General features: G+C 62.6%; 12 protein-coding genes and 1 pseudogene. 7 read left to right on the top strand and 6 right to left on the bottom strand.

All coding sequences use genetic code 11. The features are described 5' to 3' along the window. On the top strand, positions 1 to 1762 hold a 1762-nt coding region (locus tag LB541_RS15415), incomplete at its 5' end, for a hydantoinase/oxoprolinase family protein (protein WP_224618849.1). Positions 1763 to 1772: 10 nt separating this feature from the next. On the opposite strand, the pseudogene LB541_RS15410 reads toward LB541_RS15415, so the two are convergent. The 3 genes and pseudogenes from LB541_RS15410 to LB541_RS15400 form a co-directional block, all read right to left on the bottom strand. After that, positions 1773 to 2082, bottom strand: a pseudogene (locus LB541_RS15410) (zinc-binding dehydrogenase); the annotation flags it as partial. A gap of 74 nt (positions 2083 to 2156) precedes the next feature. Then, positions 2157 to 3215: a hybrid-cluster NAD(P)-dependent oxidoreductase gene (locus LB541_RS15405; protein WP_140517494.1), complete on the bottom strand. Its 1059-nt coding sequence runs from the start codon at positions 3213 to 3215 to the stop codon at positions 2157 to 2159. An 86-nt stretch (positions 3216 to 3301) separates the two neighbouring features. Beyond that, positions 3302 to 4159 (bottom strand): LysR family transcriptional regulator, encoded by an 858-nt coding sequence (locus LB541_RS15400; protein ID WP_140559947.1) that lies wholly within the window; start codon positions 4157 to 4159, stop codon positions 3302 to 3304. A gap of 123 nt (positions 4160 to 4282) precedes the next feature. On the opposite strand from LB541_RS15400, the gene LB541_RS15395 reads away from it, so the two are divergent. From LB541_RS15395 to LB541_RS28630, 5 genes are all read left to right on the top strand, one after another. Beyond that, on the top strand, positions 4283 to 5365 hold the full coding sequence (locus tag LB541_RS15395; RefSeq protein WP_140559946.1) for an amidohydrolase family protein: 1083 nt from the start codon (positions 4283 to 4285) through the stop codon (positions 5363 to 5365). Between the two features lie 9 nt (positions 5366 to 5374). Then, complete coding sequence (locus LB541_RS15390; RefSeq protein ID WP_140559945.1) at positions 5375 to 5728, top strand: Rieske (2Fe-2S) protein; 354 nt, start codon at positions 5375 to 5377, stop codon at positions 5726 to 5728. A 120-nt stretch (positions 5729 to 5848) separates the two neighbouring features. Further along, entirely contained in the window at positions 5849 to 6862 is a 1014-nt protein-coding gene (locus tag LB541_RS15385) for a glycine betaine ABC transporter substrate-binding protein (protein WP_140559944.1), read from the top strand. Positions 6863 to 6948: 86 nt separating this feature from the next. Continuing rightward, the gene (locus LB541_RS15380) at positions 6949 to 8079 is read left to right on the top strand and encodes a betaine/proline/choline family ABC transporter ATP-binding protein (protein WP_318012616.1); all 1131 of its coding nucleotides are present in this window, start codon (positions 6949 to 6951) and stop codon (positions 8077 to 8079) included. Beyond that, the gene (locus LB541_RS28630; protein WP_210239748.1) at positions 8066 to 9592 is read left to right on the top strand and encodes an ABC transporter permease; all 1527 of its coding nucleotides are present in this window, start codon (positions 8066 to 8068) and stop codon (positions 9590 to 9592) included. Before LB541_RS15380 ends, LB541_RS28630 begins: the two co-directional genes overlap by 14 nt. Positions 9593 to 9672: 80 nt before the next feature. Here LB541_RS28630 and LB541_RS15370 read toward each other — a convergent pair whose 3' ends face one another. From LB541_RS15370 to LB541_RS15360, 3 genes are read right to left on the bottom strand one after another with little or no spacing between them, the layout of a single operon-like run. Then, positions 9673 to 11229: a trimethylamine methyltransferase family protein gene (locus tag LB541_RS15370; RefSeq protein ID WP_224618847.1), complete on the bottom strand. Its 1557-nt coding sequence runs from the start codon at positions 11227 to 11229 to the stop codon at positions 9673 to 9675. Positions 11230 to 11243: 14 nt separating this feature from the next. Beyond that, a complete protein-coding gene (locus LB541_RS15365; protein ID WP_140559943.1) occupies positions 11244 to 13709 on the bottom strand; it encodes an FAD-dependent oxidoreductase in 2466 nt (821 codons plus the stop codon). Continuing rightward, entirely contained in the window at positions 13706 to 16153 is a 2448-nt protein-coding gene (locus LB541_RS15360; protein WP_140559942.1) for an FAD-dependent oxidoreductase, read from the bottom strand. The genes LB541_RS15365 and LB541_RS15360 overlap by 4 nt, the downstream gene beginning before the upstream one ends. A gap of 119 nt (positions 16154 to 16272) precedes the next feature. Between LB541_RS15360 and LB541_RS15355 the strand changes: the two genes are divergently transcribed. Further along, positions 16273 to 17250, top strand: a complete 978-nt coding sequence (locus LB541_RS15355; protein WP_140500683.1) for a LysR family transcriptional regulator — start codon at positions 16273 to 16275, stop codon at positions 17248 to 17250. Positions 17251 to 17334 lie beyond the last annotated feature (84 nt).

Genomic DNA, 17334 nt, shown 5'->3' with positions numbered 1-17334 from the left:
GGGCGGGCGGGTCGCGCTGGTGATGATCGGCTTCACTGAAGCCGACCTTGCCCGGAACGGATTGTCAAAGGCCCTTGGCTCCGATCCCGTGATCTTTTGCCCGGGCGGACATGACGTCCACGGAGATCCGCGTGAGCTGGTGCTCGACGCTCTCGTGGCTGCGCTGCCGTTTCTCGCCGACACGGTTTCAGGCGTCGCCGTGGCCTCCTATTTTGCCGTTCGCAATCCCGAACACGAAATCGCGGTACGTGACGTCATCCGCGAGCGCATCGGGCTCCCGGTGACCTGTTCGCATGAATTGTCGTCGAAACTCGGCGGCCCGCGTCGGGCGCTGACCACGCTTCTCAACGCCCGGTTGATCTCGATGATCGATCGCCTTGTCGACGCCACGGAGGGATTTCTGGCAAGACGCGGGATCGTCGCTCCGCTCATGGTCGTGCGCGGCGACGGCGCGCTCATTACCGCAGAATTCGCCCGCGCTCGGCCGATCGAGACCATTCTGTCAGGACCAGCGGCAAGCCTGGTGGGCGCGCGGTACATGACCGGCATCGATGATGCGGTGGTGTCCGACATAGGCGGCACTACCACCGACATCGCAGTTCTGGATGGTGGCCGCCTGCGGCTCGATCCGGAAGGCGCCACCGTCGGCGGAATGCGAACCATGGTGGAAGCCGTCGCCATGCACACCTTTGGCCTTGGTGGGGATTCGGAAGTTTCGCTTCATGAGCAGTCGTTGGCTTCGACGATCGTGCTCGGGCCCCGGCGGCTGGTACCGCTGGCGCTCGCCGCGGTGAAACACGGCGATGCCATATGCCAAGGTCTCAACCGGCAATTGCTCAGTCCCAACACCAGCCGGCTGGACGGCCGCTTCGCATTGCGCACAGGTGTGCCCGAACGTCTAACCGCAGGCCTGACGGTTACCGAGACGCGGCTCTATGCTGACATTTCGGCAATTCCCGCCGCGCTCGACCGGCTGCTCGTATCGACGTCACAGGTCGCGACGCTCAATCGCCTCGTCGCACGTGGCCTGGTGCATATCGTCGGCTTCACGCCATCCGATGCAGCCCATGTGCTCGGCCGGCAAGGGAACTGGGATCCTGTCGCGGCTCGACTGGGCGCCGAATTGTTCTCACGCAAGCGCGACGGCCAGGGGCATCGTGTCGCCAAAGGCGCAGAAGCGTTTTCCGAGATGGTTCTTGCCTCCGTCACCCGGCGTTCTGCCGAAGTAATTCTTGAATCGGTATTTGCCGAGGACGGGCTGGAGGGCGGCGTCTCCGTTGCCAACCCGCTGGTTCAGCGGGCGGTTGGCCGGCGAGGCGGCATGGCGCGGCTGTCGATCGCGCTCGACCGGCCGGTGATCGGCCTCGGGGCGTCGGCTTCGCTGCACTTTGCCGGGCTGCCGCAATTGATCGGCAATGAATGCAGCATTGCCGAACACGCCGATGTCGCAAATGCGTTGGGCGCCGTGGTTGGACAGGTGCGAATGTCAGCGGAAGCGCGCGTCAGCCAACCGGATATCGGGCTTTTCCGTCTCAATTCCGGCGAGCGGCTGGACGACTATGACACCGAGGACGAGGCGATGGCCGCAGCCGAAGCCCACATTCGAGTCTTGGCGGCAGGTCTTGCCGAGCGCGCCGGGACCGATCAGGCTCGGATCGAGATCGCACGCGACATAAGAGTTGCTACAATCGAAGGCGAGCGCAGTTTCGTGGAAGCCATCGTCGTCGCGACAGCCACCGGGCGGCCGCGAATCGCGTCGTGACATGCACGCGTTATTGTGGTGGAGCGTTGTCGATTGACAATGCTCTGACAGTATTTTTTCCTGAGGCGGCGATCGCCTCGTCGAGATCGCGACCTTGCCAATGTTCATCCGCAGCCGCCCGTTCCGCACCTGCTGGACGATCTCGCTCAACTGGCCACGACCGGACTCGACGACGAAATCGACCGCCAAGCCATCCGCGGGCTGCGCCTCGGCTGGTCCGACGACGGTCACCAGCATACCTCGCCCCGGATCAGGGCTGCAGACCGCTTCTGGATGTTGCCACCGATGACATCGAACACCAGATCGATGCTGCCGATGTCTTATCGGTGCCTTCCACGACAATATCGGTACTGAATTGCTTTGTGATTTGCACGGCCGCGGTGTGCGCCTGCAGTTACAAGTCTATCGACACCGCTCCCATGGGATGTGTGCAGCAGGCGAGCACATATCCGGCGTCCTTCTCCTGTGCGCTGAGTCCGCCGAAATCAGCCATTTCCACGTCGCCGCTGACCTTCAGCACACGACAGGTCCCACAAATCCCTTGCTGGCAAGCGCTTGGCAGGTACAGACCAACGCTCCGAGCGATTTCGAGCAGGGTCTGTGTCGAACGGCATTGGTGGGTGACACCTGTGCGAGCAAAACGCACGGAAGCGGCCTGGGCTGTTTGCAACACCGGTGCAGGCTTCAGCAGGCCGCCAAAGCTCTCCTCATGATACCGACCAGGATCCAAGCCGATGCTGTTGAGGGCGTTCCGGACTGCGTTCATGTAAGGCTCGGGCCCACAGGCATAAACGGTGCGCTCCCTAATGTCGGGAGCAAACTTCAGCAACATGGACTCACCAACCAATCCAGTTGGACCGGCCCAATTATGCACAGCTTCGGCGCAGACGACATGGACGTGAAAATTGCGATGGTCCCGTGCCAGGTTGTCAAGCTCGTCACCGAAGATGATGTCCTTCGGCGAGCGTGCGCTATGAATGAAGCAGACATCCTTGTCGGAGCCACTGTCGGCGAGCGTGCGCAGCATCGACATCACCGGTGTTATGCCGCTGCCGCCGGAGAGGAAAAGCGGCCGGTCGCTCCGCAGGTCATCCCAGTTGAAGCTGCCGGACGGGCCGTCGATCTCTATTTCGCTTCCCTGTTCGAGATTGTCATGCAGCCAATTGGAAGCGAGGCCGCCGGGGACGCGCTTGACGGTTATCCTGAGGTCTCCCACCCGGGTTGGCGGCGAAGAGATCGAGTAAGTCCGGACGGCCGGAGCGCCGTCGATCACGAGGTTCAGAGTGATAAACTGCCCGGCTTTGAACTGGCCGGCCTGCCCGCGCTTTGGACAAAAGACGAAGGTCTTCACGTCGTGCGTCTCCTGAACGATGCCGCGACAGATCAGCGTGTGACGTCCGCTGACGCGGTCGGATCGGCAGGAGGGAGGGAAAGAAACGAGGGCGTTCATCATCTGGCTCCCATTAAGGGGCCAAGAATGCCAGCAGGCCTACGTTCGATACAGGAGGAACCTCAAGCATCTATGATCGACAATATCGATCAACCTTCCAGCGACATGACCGCAAGATGAAGCGCGCGAATGCCTTTCTTTATGTTTGGCTCATGCCGGCGTCGCGCGAGAATTGCGGTGTAGACGGGCTGATGCAGAGTTGGAGCACCTTCCACAATGTGGGAGGGTTGCTCGGCGGCGAAGCGACGCGCATCGTCGGCGCGCATGTAGCAGGTGCCGCCTGCGCGCCTCAGCATATTGTCGGCCAGCGTTTCGGAGCCCATCGAAAGCCGGCACGCAGTCAGATTTGGCAACGCCTCGGCATGAGCCTTCTCGAGCGCAACGGTGTAACCCGGCCGGATGTAATTGTCCGGGCTTACATCGCTAAGCCGGCGTGCCTTGGTCGAGACCATTGTATATTCCTCGACCATCAGTTGGTCATATGTGATCTCGGGCAGGTAGCGTGGAGCATAAACAACAGCAATATCGAGGTTTCCCAGGCTCAGATCAGATATCATCTGCGGCGAGTAGTCGGATTCGACATGGATCGAGGACCGCGGCAAGACTTGCAGCAGCATTTCCAACCAACCCGGCAGGATCGAGCGGGTCATTCCAACCTGGGCAGCGACCCGAAGGCTGCCTTCGAATCTGTTAAAGGCGCGCACGTCGTGACGGGCCTGGGACCAGGTCGACAGCATTGACCGTGCGTAAACCTCAAACCGCCGCCCTGCCGCGGTCGGCTCGGCACCGGCGCGGCCGCGATGGAAGAGTTCGGACCCCACGGCGGCCTCCAGGTTCTTGACACGGGTGCTGACCGTCGATTGCGTCAGTCCGAGGCGCTCCGCCGACCGGTTGAAGTTTCGCGATTCAATGATGTCGAGAAACGTCTCTATTTGTTCCAACTGCATAGGCGAGCCATCGATTTTTGCGATCGTATCTAGCTGTTCATACGCTTGATCCGTGTACTATCAAAGCGGAAGTTCGGGCAGAAGCCACGGTCTGTGACGGCCGCATCAAAGGAAGAGGGAAAAGTGTTCATAGTCGATTGCGATTGCCACAACTATTGGTCCAACGCGACGGTGCTGGAGCCCTACCTGTCCGGTGTCTGGAAAGACATTTTCATCGAGGGCGAGAAGACCGGCCCGGTCGGCGCTTTTCCGCACGGCCATCGCCCCTGGTTTCATCCGCAGGATTTCTCCCGCAAGGATGTGCGACCGAAGGTGGAGGCGGACAACTACCTGATCATGAAGGAGAAGCACCTCGATAAATACAATGTCGGAGTGGCAATCCTAACTGGCGACGAGCCCATCGAAGCGTCGACACTCGCAAATCCCTATTACGCTAGCGCGCTGGTAAGCGCCTACAACGACTACCAGATCAATGAATGGCTGCCGAAAGACAGCCGCTTCATGGGCTCCATCATCATCGCACCGCAAGACCCGCGCCTTGCGGCGGCGGAGATCCGGCGCCTCGGCGCGCATCCCCGGATGGCGCAAGTTCTGGCCTCCCAAGGCTCTGTGCGGCCGTATGGCGACCCGTTCTATCACCCGATCTTCGAGGCCTGTGCCGAGGTCGGTTTGCCGTTCGCCATACATCTTGGTGGACATGGCGGCATCAACTGGAACGCTGTCGCGCCAGCGCCCACCACTTTCTTCTGGGAAACCCATGCGATCCTGCACATGTCGGCCATGTCGCATGTGGCAAGCATGATTGCCCATGGCGTTTTTGAGAAATGGCCGGACCTCTACTTCGTGATCATCGAGTGCGGCGTCGCCTGGGTCCCGTCGGTCCTGTGGCGCCTGGATGCCGACTACAAAGCACTGCGAAAAGAGACGCCATGGCTGAAAATGCTGCCGTCGGAATATTGCCGGCGTAACATACGTTTCTCCACCCAACCGCTGGAGCAGCCTTCGAATGTCAACCACCTCTGGGCGATCCTGGAGGCCATGGACGGGGAGAACACGCTGCTGTTTGCGTCCGACTACCCCCATTGGGACTACGATGACGTCAACACTTTGCACATCCCGCCGGAATGGCGCCGCAAGGTGCTCGGCCAGAATGCGCTAGACGTTTACAAGCGCATTCCCCGCCCGCAAGCCGCTGCTGCAGCGTGACGACCTGAGATGGCTGAGAAGACGTATATTTGTCGCTCCGACGAGATCCAGGTCGGAACGCCGTTCATCGCCAAGGTGCGCAGCCTGTCGATCGGCGTGTTCCGGATCGGCGATAGTTTCCATGCGCTGCTGAATGTATGCCCGCATCGAGGGGCCCCCCTTTGTGAGGGACCGCAATGCGGAACGACTGCTCCCGTCGAGCGAGCCGAATTCATCTATCACCGTGAGAATGAAATCGTTCGCTGTGCCTGGCACGGGTGGGAATTCGACATCAGGTCGGGCGCAGCATTGGTCAACCCGTCCGTTCGCGCGAGGACGTTCCCAGTCTCCGTCGAGGCAGGGAGCATATACGTGACGGCCTGAGCATGGAGACACCCTCTGCCTACAGAGCGGGTATCGGAATCTCAACGACCGCCTTATGCGCTTCATCGTTTTTGCTAATGCGGCACAATTTGGGATGGATTGCCTGCACGTTTCGCTAACTTGACCAATAAGCTGAGAAAAATCAGCGCAACTCAACTGGGGAACGATATGAAAAACCGACTTCTTGCACCATCTCTCGGCGTTCTATTGTTGGCGCCGGTATCGTCGGCGTTCGGTGCAGACGTGACTATGCCGGATCCAAACTATGCTACCGCAACGGCGGTCATGAACGTCATCAAGAACGCGGCCGAACAGGAGCTTGGGCTCGACGTTTCCACCGTCACCACCACCGCAGTCCCAGTCATTTGGGAAGCCATGGATCGCAACAAAGGGGAGGTCGACATCTGGCCAGATGTCTGGCTGCCGAACCAGCAGGGCCTGGTAGACAAATATGTCAAAAGCGCCGGCACGGTGAAACTCGCGCAGAACGGCTACGAAGCCAAGCAAGGCTACTGCGTCACCCAGGTCACGATCGACAAATATGGCATCAAGGATGTCGCGGATCTCACCAATCCGGACAACGCCAAGATCTTCGACACCAATGGCGACGGCAAGGGCGAAATCTGGATCGGCGCGTCAGGCTGGCAGTCGACAAACATCGAAAAGGTGCGGGCCCGCGACTATGGATTCGCCGATTTCTTCGATCTCCAGGTGACCGACGAAGCGGTGGCCGCGGCATCGCTCGACCGGGCCGCGAAGGCAGACAAGCCATGGGTCGGCTACTGCTACGGCCCACACCAGAATTTCGCCCGCTACAAGCTTGCCTTTCTCACAGAACCGAAACACGACCCAGCCAAGTTCGTGATGCTGCAGCCGAGCGAGGATCCTCAATGGTTCGAAAAATCGAAAGTGTCGTCGGCATATGCTGACACCACCGTGCACATCGCCTATGCTGCTTCGCTGGCCCAGCGGCAACCGGAACTGACCGCCGCCCTGGATCGGATTACTTTCAATCCGGACGACATCAGCAAATGGGCCTATGCAATCATCGTCGACAAAAAGCCGGCAGGCGATGTGGCGAAGGAATGGATCAAAGCCCACCCCGACGACGTGGCGAAGTGGTTCGGTCATTGAAGTCCAGGGCCGGCATTGCAGGCTCTGAACCGGCCTGCACTGTTGCCCGGCCGCTCAAATCCGTGATCGGACGGGAGCGGTAGACGGTGGACACCGCACCGATCATTGCGCCGAGAGGACCCGGCCTGGCGGACTGCGGAGACGCGGCAAGCCATGGTGCCGCCATCATTTTGAAGGGCGTCTGGAAAATCTTTGGCGCCCGCGCGCCAGTGGCGATGATGGCGATTTTGCGCGACCGCCTGGACAAGGACGAAGTGGCCAGGCGCTTCGGATGTGTCGTGGGCGTCGCCAACGTCAACATTTCGGTTCGGCCGGGTGAAATCTTCTGCGTCATGGGCCTGTCGGGCAGTGGCAAATCGACATTGATCCGCCATATAAACCGCCTGCTCGAGCCGTCCGCCGGCGAGATTTTCGTCGACGGTGAAAACGTCATGGCCAAGTCGCCCGCTGAGTTGAGGGCATTGCGGTCTCGCAGGATCGCCATGGTGTTCCAGAGCTTCGGTCTGCTTCCGCATCGCACCGTACGCGACAACGTCGCGCTCCCGCTGGAGATCCAAGCCGCGACCAAGCAGCGGAGATTTGACGCGGCCGAGGCGGCACTTGCCAAGGTGAACCTGTCGGGCTGGGGGGATCGCTACTGCCATGAGCTCTCAGGCGGCATGCAGCAGCGCGTCGGCCTCGCCCGCGCTTTGGCTGCCGATCCAGCGATCCTGCTCATGGACGAGCCATTCAGCGCGCTCGATCCCTTGATAAGGCGGCAACTTCAAGACGAGTTCCTGGCCCTCTCGCGCTCGATGGGAAAGACAGTGATCTTCATCACCCATGACCTCGACGAGGCGATCCGGATCGGCGATCGCATCGCGATCATGAAAGATGGCGTCATCGTCCAGACCGACACGCCCGAGGAGATCGTCACATCTCCGAAGCACGACTATGTCGCGAAATTCGTCGCCGACATCTCGCGCCTGAAGGTGATCACCGCCGGGCGCATCATGGAGTCGGTCGAGAGTTTCAAGAGCCGGTCTCATCCGGAATTGGACGTCGAGCGGTTGCGCAGGGTGGATTCTCGAGAATCCCTGGCCGAACTCGTCGAACTCGCGGCACGGGATGCCGCACCGCTTGCTGTGACAGATCCCGGTGGGTCTGTCGTCGGCATCGTCGACAGGCAGATACTGCTCCACGGTCTGCGAAAGGGCGAAATCCGTGAACGCCCATGATCCTGTCGCTGTGCAATCGATAGAGCACGCCCAACCGGTAGAGGAAGGACTCGTACGAGAATTCGTCCTCCGCAACCCCGATTATTATATCGATGTGTTCGCCCGCATCCGGCGGGCTTCCGGTGCCGTCTGGCCGTTCAACCTGGCGGCCGCGCTGCTTGGACCGGTGTGGGCCGCTGCCCGAGGCATCACACTTCTGTTCTGGCTCATCTTCTTCCTGGAGACGCTTGCGGTAGTTCAGATCGGCGTCGGCGCGGCTGGCAACCTCGGCGCCGGGGAGCAAGCACGCGCCGAACGCGTCACCAAGCAGGCACAGGCGCGCGCGGAACAGGCAAAGGCCGCCGAGGCAGCGGGGGTGGACAATGCAGCTGGCCTGAAATCATCAGCGGCCGCTCTGGAGAAAGCTGCCAACACGGCCAGAATGCGGGCCGACGCCGCAAAGGCGAAGGCGCCAGTTGTAATTGGGTCCGGCATTGTCACTTTGCTCTTCGCCAGGTTGATCGCCGGTTTCCTCGCCAACCGGATGCTGGAGCGGCGCTTCGCGCGCTGGCGTTCGAACCCGACGCTTCAGCGCGGGCACAATCATCCGCTGGCGCTATGCGCCCTTGCCTTCTGCATCGCAGCCTATGGGCTTTCGGTCTATCGCTTCGCCGCGCCGACACCAGCCGTCTGGCTGACTGCCGCGCCCTCGAATCGCGAGTGGCAGGCCGCGTTGTCATCGGGTCTGGACAGCCTGATGGGAGCGGTGTCGCATCTCGGGGAGGGCTTTTTCGGCGGCATCACAGGCGCAATATCGTTGGTGCTCGATGCCTTGGCCTATGGACTGACGGGCATGCCCTGGCCAGTGACAATGGCGATCATTCTAGCCCTGGCCTGGCAACTGGCGGGGCCGCGCGTCGCCATCTTCACCGCGGCTGCGCTCGCCTATCTTGCCGTGCTTGGCTTTTGGGAAAAGAGCCTGGAAACAGTCGCCCTGTTGGGCACATCGGCCATTATCTGCCTCGCGATAGGAATTCCGCTTGGGATATGGTGCGGGCGCCGACCGCGCGTCTATGCCGCCGTGCGGCCGGTGCTCGACTTCATGCAGACCATGCCGGCATTTGTCTATTTGATCCCGGTGATCGCATTGTTCGGCATCGGCAAGCCGCCCGGCGTCATCGCCACGCTGATTTTCGGTACGCCGCCAGTGGTGCGCCTGACTGCGCTCGGTTTGCAGGGTGTCCCGCCGGCCATTAGAGAGGCCGCGCAAGCCTATGGTGCAACAAGATGGTTTCTCCTGACCCGGGTCGATCTCCCGCTAGCGATGCCTTCCATCATGGCCGGCATAAACCAGACTATTTTGATGTGCCTTTCAATGGTGGTCATCGCTTCCCTGATCGGCGCCAAAGGGTTGGGAGAAGATGTCCTCAATGCGCTTCAATACGCAGCTGTCGGGCAGGGACTGCTCGCGGGCTTCGCCATACTTCTCTGCGCCATGATCATCGACCGTATCGTGCAAGGACGAACCAGATAAAGCCGTTTGGGAACGATCTTCTCGTGGAGCTCGGCCGGTCAACATTCCACGAACGGGCCATCAAAGATGCGGTACCGGCTCTAGAAATAAGCCTGGTCCGGCTCGCTGGCCTTGCGGTTGGCGATGAAGGCCTGGAGCGCTTCGTCGATCGCCGGATCGAGCCCCGGATCCTGGTAGTCGTCGAGCAGCCTCTTCCATTGCCGGTTGGCGCGTTGCGCGGCGTCGAGCCGGCCGTCCTCGTTCCATTGCTCGAAGGAATTGTTGTCGCTGCTGGTGGAGCGATAGAAGGCCGAGAGGAAATTGGACTGCGTATGCGCACTGCCCAGGAAATGCGATCCCGGCCCGACCGCTTCGATCGCCTCCATCGCCTGCGCATTGAGCGACAGATCGATGCCTTCGAACAGGCTGGCGACCTTGCCGCAGAGATCGGCGTCGATGACCGTCTTTTCGAAACCGGTGACCAGTCCGCCCTCGAGCCAGCCGGTGGCGTGGTTGATCACGTTGGCGCCGGCAAACATCGACATCAATATGCCCCATGTCGCTTCCTGCTCGGCCTGTGCGTCGGGAAGCTTTGAGGCCGACAGCGAACCGACGGTGTGGAACGGAACGCCGACGCGACGCGCCAACTGCCCGCAGGCGAGCACCATCTTGCCCGCTTCCGGCGTCCCGAAGGTCGGCGCTCCACTCTGCATCGAGATCGTGCTGGCAAAGCTTCCCATCAGGCAGGGCGCGCCGGGGTTGATCAGCTGTACGAGGCTGAGACAGGCGAGCGCCTCGGCCAGCACCTGCGCCAGCGTGCCGGCGACCGTGCATGGGCTCATCGCGCCGGCCAGCGTCCATGGCGTGCAGGCGACCGGCTGGTTGTTGCGGGCGCAGACCTTCAGCGAACCCGACATGTTGGCGTCGAGCACCAGCGGCGCATTGGTGTTGGAGACGTTGTAGAGCACAGCGTTGTTGGCGACGAACTCCTCGCCGAAGACGATCTTGGCCATGTCAACCGCGTCCTGTGCTCGCCTCGAACCGATGAACGCGCCCATGAAGGCACGGTCCGAATGGCGGATGTGGGTGTAGAGCATGTCGAGATGACGCTTGTTGGCCGGCAGGTCGACAGGCTCGCAAACGACGCCGCCCGAATGATGCAGATGCGGGATCATCTGATGGATCTTCACCAGATCGCGGAAGTCCGCGATCGTGGCGTAGCGCCGTCCGCGATCGAGATCGTGGACGAAGGGCGGCCCCCACGACGGACACAGCACGGTGTTGTCGCCGCCGATCACCACCGTGTTGGCCGGGTTGCGGGCGTGCTGCTTGAATTGCGAAGGCGCGGTGGCGCGGACGATCTTGCGGCACATGCCGGGCTCGAAGCGAACCCTGGTGCCCTGCACGTCGGCGCCTGCATCGCGAAAGATGTCGAGGATCTCGGGATCGTCATGGAACTCCATGCCGACCTCCTTGAGCAGCCGGTCGGCATTCGCCTCGATCAGGCTCAGGCCTTCCTCGTCGAGGATATTGAACGTGCCGATCCGCCGGCTGATGTAGGGACGCCGCGGCGCCTGCTGGGCCAGGCGCTGGCCTTGCCTTCCCGCTCGGCCCCCGCTTCGTGGCGCTGGAGCGTCGATCATCGCGTCCTTGTCCATTGTCGTCTCCGTGATCAGGCAGGCATGAAGGCGGCCGGCGCATCGGCCTGAAGGCCGCGCAGCCGCAGATTGTCCGGATCGTAAGGCGCTTTCTTCAGCTCCCGCGCCGTCAGTTCCCTGCCGAGGATCGAGACGGTCAGGCCTTCAGCCGCAACACCGGGTCGCAGATAGGCGAGCGCAACGGTCTTGCCGGTCCGGAAGCCGTGGCTGCCGGAGGAAACGATCCCGACCGGGCGCCCCGCCTGCATCACGGCATGGGCGTAAAACGGCAGTCGCTCGCCGTCGTCGTCGATTTCGAGCAGCACCATGGACCAGGCGTTTTCGCCGATGCGCTCCAGCATCGCCTCACGGCCGACGAACGTCCGGTTGTCAGTCTTGACCAGCGCACCCAGCCCAGCCTCCAGCGGCGTACGTTCGGTGGTCAGGTCGGCGCCCCAAGCACGATAACCTTTTTCCAACCGCATCGCGTTGAGCGCGTAGATGCCGAACGGACGCAGGTCGAACTGCGTTCCGACCTTGGTGATCGCTTCGTAGAGCTTGCCGAACTGCGCCAACTGAACGTGCAGTTCCCATCCGATCTCACCGGCATAAGAGACCCGGAGCGCTGCCGTCTTGATGCCGGCCACGCGGATGATCTGCGCGGAAAGCCAGGGGAATGCAGCATTCGATAGATCGGCTTCGCAGATCTTTCCCAAGAGGTCACGGGCACGCGGCCCCATCACGCCGAGCACGCCGCGCCTCTCGGTGACGTTGTCGATCGTCACACCTGGAAACGCTGCGGCGCGTGAGCGTAGCAGACCTTCGTCATGTCGCTCCGCAAGTGCTGCGCTGGTCAAGTAGAACGCATCGTCGCCGAGTCGGGTCACGGTAAATTCCGACGCCACGCCGCCCTTTGCCGTCAGCGCGTGAATGAGCCCGATGCGGCCGTGACGTTCCGGTGGTCGGTTGGCGCCGAGCGAAGCCATGAAGGCGCTGGCGCCTGGTCCGCCGATCTCGAATTTGGAGAAGGCCGAAAGGTCGATGGCGCCGACGCTGGCCTGCACGTCACGGCACTCGCCGCGCACCGCGTCGAACCAGCCGGGCTTGCGGAAGGTCAGTGGCGGGTCACGGTCGGCGCCCTTGGCAGCGAACCAGTTCGGCCGCTCCCAACCATAGGCGGCGCCCAGCACTGCCCCCTGGCTTCTCTGAAGTTCGAGCGCCGGCGTCGTGCGGCGCGGGCGGCCGGCCTCGCGTTCCTCGTTGGGATAGTGGATGCCGAATTGCAGGCCGAACCCTTCCACCGCCTTGTCGATGCGATAGTCGCGGTCGGCATAATTGCCGAAGCGGCGTGGGTCGATGGCAAGCGCATCCATTGGCGGTGATCCGTCGACGATCCAGTCGGCGAGAAAGCGACCGGCGCCGCCGCCTTCCATCACGCCCATGCTTGAGCCGGTGAGCAGCCAGGCATTGCCGAGGCCGAATGCCGGACCGACCAGCGGATTGGCATCCGGCGTGAAGGTGATCGGCCCGTTGACCACCGTCTTGATGCCGGCATTGGCGAGTGCCGGGACACGCTCCATCGCCAGCGCGATGATGTGCTCGACCCGATCCAGGTCGGGCGGCAGCAAGTCCATGCCGAATTCTGGTGGCACGCCATCGACCGCCCAGGGGTGAGCCGACTTTTCATAGGGGCCGACGATAAAGCCGTCGCGCTCCTGGCGCAGATACCAGCTTTCTTCCGGATCGCGGATGATCGGCAGTTCCTTGGCGCCGGCGGCGATCCGGTCGGCAATCTCGGGGACGGTATCGGTCACGACATATTGGTGCAGCATCGGCACCACGGGCAGGTCGAGCCCCATCATGGCGCCAATCTCGCGGCACCATGTGCCGGCCGCGTTCACCACATGCTCCGCGACAATGTCACCCTGTTGTGTGCGGACCAGCCACTCGCCCGATGGCTTGCGCTCGATTGCCAGGACCGGATTGTGGCGCACGATCTCGGCGCCGCGCGAGCGCGCGCCGCTGGCCATTGCGTTGGTCGCCAGCGTCGGATCGACATGACCGTCATTGGGCTCGTAGATCGCGCCTATGATGCCGTCGGTATGGCAGAGCGGATAGATCTGCTTGAGCTCATCGGGACTGAGAATGTGGAAGTCATGGCCGACGAACCGGCCAAGCCCCTGCACATGGCGGAATTCGTCCATGCGCTCCGGCGAGCGCGTAATGCGCAATGCGCCGCTTGGGTGGAAACCTGTCGGCAACCCGGTCTCGGCGGTCAGGATTTCGCGATAGAGCCGCACCGAATGCGCGCGCATCTCCATGATCGTCGCATTGTGGGCGAAATGCGTGCAGAGCCCGGCGGCGTGCCAGGTCGAGCCTGCTGTCAGCTCCTGCCTCTCGACGAGCATGACATCGCTCCAGCCGCGCTTGGCCAGGTGATAGAGCAGCGACACGCCCATGGCGCCGCCGCCGATAACGACCACGCGGGCCTGTTGTCTCATGAATTTTCCTCCGCGCTTACGCGCATGCGCGATCCGGTTGGGTCATAGGGTGGCTTGTCGAGTGGGCGCAGCCTGTAGCGCGCACCGGCCACCGCGATCTGGTAGTCGCAGGCAAGCAGCTGCGTTTTCGTCTCGCCTGGATCACAGGCAACGTAGCCCAGGCAAAGGCTGAGCCCCGTGCGAACGCCGAGGCCACCTGACGTCGTCAACCCGGCAAGTTTGCCGTCGCGATAGATCGGTTCGTCATGCAGCAGAAGCGGATTGTCGCCGTCGACGGCGAAATGCATGAGCCGGCGCTTCAGGCCATCGGCCTTCTGCTTCAGCAGGGCATCGCGGCCGATGAAATCATCCCTCTTCCAGGACACCGCGAAGGACAGGCCCGCCTCCAGCGGCGTGTCCTTCGGCCCGATATCATGGCCCCAATGGCGATAGCCCTTTTCCAACCGGCAGCCATCCAGCGCGTAGTGGCCACAAAAGGTCAGGCCATGGGCGCCGCCCGCTGAGACGATCATGGCAAGCAGGCTCTCGCCGTGTTCGACCGGCACATAAAGCTCGAAGCCGAGTTCGCCGACAAAGCTGACTCGGGTCGCCCGCACATTCGCGGTGCCGATGTCGATGCGGCGCGAAGTCGAGAACGGGAAGGCTGCGTCCGAAAGATCGACGTCGGTCAGGCTCTGCAGCAGCGCCCGCGAATTCGGCCCCATGACCCCGAGAACGGCCTCTGCGGACGTGGCGTCGAAGACCGAGACGTTGAGACCAAGATCCTCAGCATGGCGCGCGATCCAGTCAAAATCTTTCTGTCTGGTCGCGGCACCTGAAATAACCCGGAAGCCGTGCTCGTCGACTCGCGTGACCGTCACATCGGCCTCGATGCCGCCGCGTGCGTTGAGCATCTGCGTATAGACGGCGCGGCCTTCGGGCCTGTCGACGTCCCCCGCGCACAGGCTTTGCATCAGCTGGATCGCGTCGCGTCCACGCACATCGATCTTGGTGAAGGGCGAAAGCTCGAACAGGCCAACGCCTTGCGCCATTCGATCGGCTTCGGCCCTGGCCGGGCTCCACCATTTCTGAGCGCCGACGGAATAGCCGCGCGTCTCCGTGCCGCCGAACCAGAGCGGTCGCTCCCAGCCGGTCGGCGCGCCGAACACAGCACCCGCTTCGGCGAACGTACGGTGAAAGGCGGAACGCCGCACGTCGCGCCCGGCGGCGGCCTGCTTGTAAGGCCAATGCATGCGGAAGAGGTCGGCAACCGCTTCCTCCATCCTGGCGCCGACGAAAGAGCGCGCCGCGGCGGCGCGGTCGAAGCGGGCGATGTCAAGCGCCCACAGATCGAGGCTGGGCTCGCCGTCGACGATCCATTCGGCCATGGCCTTGCCGGCGCCGGCCGACGACATCATGCCTGTCGAGTTGAAGCCGGCGGCGACATAGAAGCCGCGCAGATAGGGCGACTCGCCCATCAGCGGCCGCGTGTCGGGGGTAAAACTCTCCGGGCCATTCATGAAGTGCCTGATGCCGGTCTGCGACAGCGCCGGCAGGAGTTTCAGTCCGGCCGACATGAAAGGCTCGAACTGCTCCCAATCCTCGGGCAGTTCGAGGAATGGCCTGTCGCCAGCCGGTCCGCGAACATCGAAGAGCTTGGCGTTCGGCTCGAAGCCGCCCAACACCAGCTTGCCGGAATCGCCCTTGATGTAGATGCCTTCGTCGAGGTCGCGCAGGATGGGAAACGGATCCTGCAGACCGGCGATCGGCTCCGTCACGACATACATGTGCTCGACGGCCTGCAGCGGCACAGGAACGCCGGCGAGCGCGCCGATATCGCGCGCCCAGGCGCCGGCACAGTTGACGACGGTCTCGCAATCGATGGTGACGCCGGAGGCCAGCTTGACGCCAGCGACCCGGCCGTTGCGGGTCACGATGCCCGAACAGGCTAACCCCTCGAGGATGCGGATACCGGCGGCGCGGGCCCGTTTTGCATAGGCCGCACAGATATCAACTGGATTGGCCTGGCCGTCTTCCTCGACCCACAGCGCGCCCTCGACGCCATCGGTGACGATGCCGCGCACGTGCTCGGCCACGCCCGCCTGATCGACAATCCCAACGGTGAGGCCGCAGACATTGCCCAAATGCGCGATGCGCTTCAGTTCGTCCATGCGCTCCGCACGTCGCGCCAGCCACAGGCCGCCGGTGCGGCGGTAGCCGGACGCCTGGCCCGTCAGTTCCTCGAGGCGTGGAAACAGCTCGGTCGCATATTGCGCCAGCCTTGTCAGGTTGAGGCTGGCGCGTAACGGACCGACGATTCCGGCGGCGTGCCAGGATGTGCCGCTGGTCAGTTGGTGGCGCTCCAGAAGGACGACATCGCTCACGCCCAGTTCGGCAAGGTGATAGGCTATGCCGAGGCCAATGACACCGCCGCCAATGATCACGATGCGTGCGCTGCCATTCACCTTGTGGGATACCTTCGCTGGATTGGAACAGCGCGATCTTTTCCCGCTAAACCACTTGCGCTCAACCCAAATTTCGCAACATTAGGAAAACTTATGATGCTTCACGGGCGGAGTTGCGGGTGAAGAGCGGCAGTTTCGATTTCAACCTTTTCCGATCGATCGAGGTTTTCGTCGCCATCGTCGAGACCAGGCACGTCACCCAGGCGGCACAGATGCTGGGCATGACGCAATCGGCCGCTTCGCAGCATCTGAAGAACCTGGAAAGCGCGCTCGGCGTCAGCCTGATCGATCGCAATTTGCGGCCGATCGAGCTCACCAAAGCCGGCATCGCGCTGCATCGCCGCGCCGTTGCCATACTGGCCGAGGTCGAGGGCCTGCGCACCGACGCGCGGCGCGTCAATGCAGCACCGCTGCCGCTGTTGCGCATCGCGCTTCTGGCGTCGATCGCGACAACGCTGGCGCCGGCGCTTTCGGTCCTTGCCCGCAAGGGTTTCGGCATTCCCGAGCTCAGCCTGTTCGCGGGTTTGGCGACCGACCACGTCGCCTTGCTGCGGGCCCGCCGCGCCGACCTCGCCGTCACCTCCGGCGAGCTGTTCGAGATTGAGGGACTGACACGTTATCCTGTGATGACCGAAAAATTCCTGCTGGTGACGCCAAAGGGTTTTGCCGGCGATGTCGGTGACATCGTCAAGCTCTCCAAGAAGCTCGCCTTCGTGCGCTTCTCGCGCGAGACGCCGGTTGGCCTGCGCGTCGACCAGCATCTGAGCCGCCTGCGCATCGAGATCCCGCGTGCTATGGAAGGTGACCGCTCCAGCGTGGTGATGGCGCCGGTCGCGGCCGGCATGGGCTTTGCGATCCTGACGCCGACCCTGCTCATCGACGGGCTGGCGGAGGGTATGGAGATTGACGTCCATCCCTTGCCGTTCACCGGGCTGTCGCGCAACATCCTTCTGGTCGCGCGCGAGCGGGAGCTCGGAAACCTCCCCGAGGCTTTCGCCACGCGTACCGCGGAAGTGCTGACCAACGCGATCAGCACCCGCCTGCCTGGCCTTCCCGCCGACTGCTATGCCGTCGATCGCCCCTCGTCGCATGACTAATCAACTCCATCAGTTATCCTGATAAGGAGGTTTGGCGGTGTGCGCGCCGCGCATTCCGTGTTTTCAATCCAGGAGTTCGCAACA

Origin of the sequence: Mesorhizobium sp. BR1-1-15, assembly GCF_020165475.1 — a bacterium.
Lineage (GTDB): Bacteria > Pseudomonadota > Alphaproteobacteria > Rhizobiales > Rhizobiaceae > Mesorhizobium.
The sequence above is the reverse complement of the archived record's forward strand: the minus strand, read 5'-3'. Positions and strand labels throughout refer to the sequence as shown.

Bases quoted from the DNA above. Each gene is read 5' to 3' on its own strand.
- LB541_RS15405 (WP_140517494.1), bottom strand. From the start codon at position 3,215: ATGATGAACGCCCTCGTTTCTTTCCCTCCCTCCTGCCGATCCGACCGC.
- LB541_RS15400 (WP_140559947.1), bottom strand. From the start codon at position 4,159: ATGCAGTTGGAACAAATAGAGACGTTTCTCGACATCATTGAATCGCGA.
- LB541_RS15390 (WP_140559945.1), top strand. From the start codon at position 5,375: ATGGCTGAGAAGACGTATATTTGTCGCTCCGACGAGATCCAGGTCGGA.
- LB541_RS15370 (WP_224618847.1), bottom strand. From the start codon at position 11,229: ATGGACAAGGACGCGATGATCGACGCTCCAGCGCCACGAAGCGGGGGC.
- LB541_RS15365 (WP_140559943.1), bottom strand. From the start codon at position 13,709: ATGAGACAACAGGCCCGCGTGGTCGTTATCGGCGGCGGCGCCATGGGC.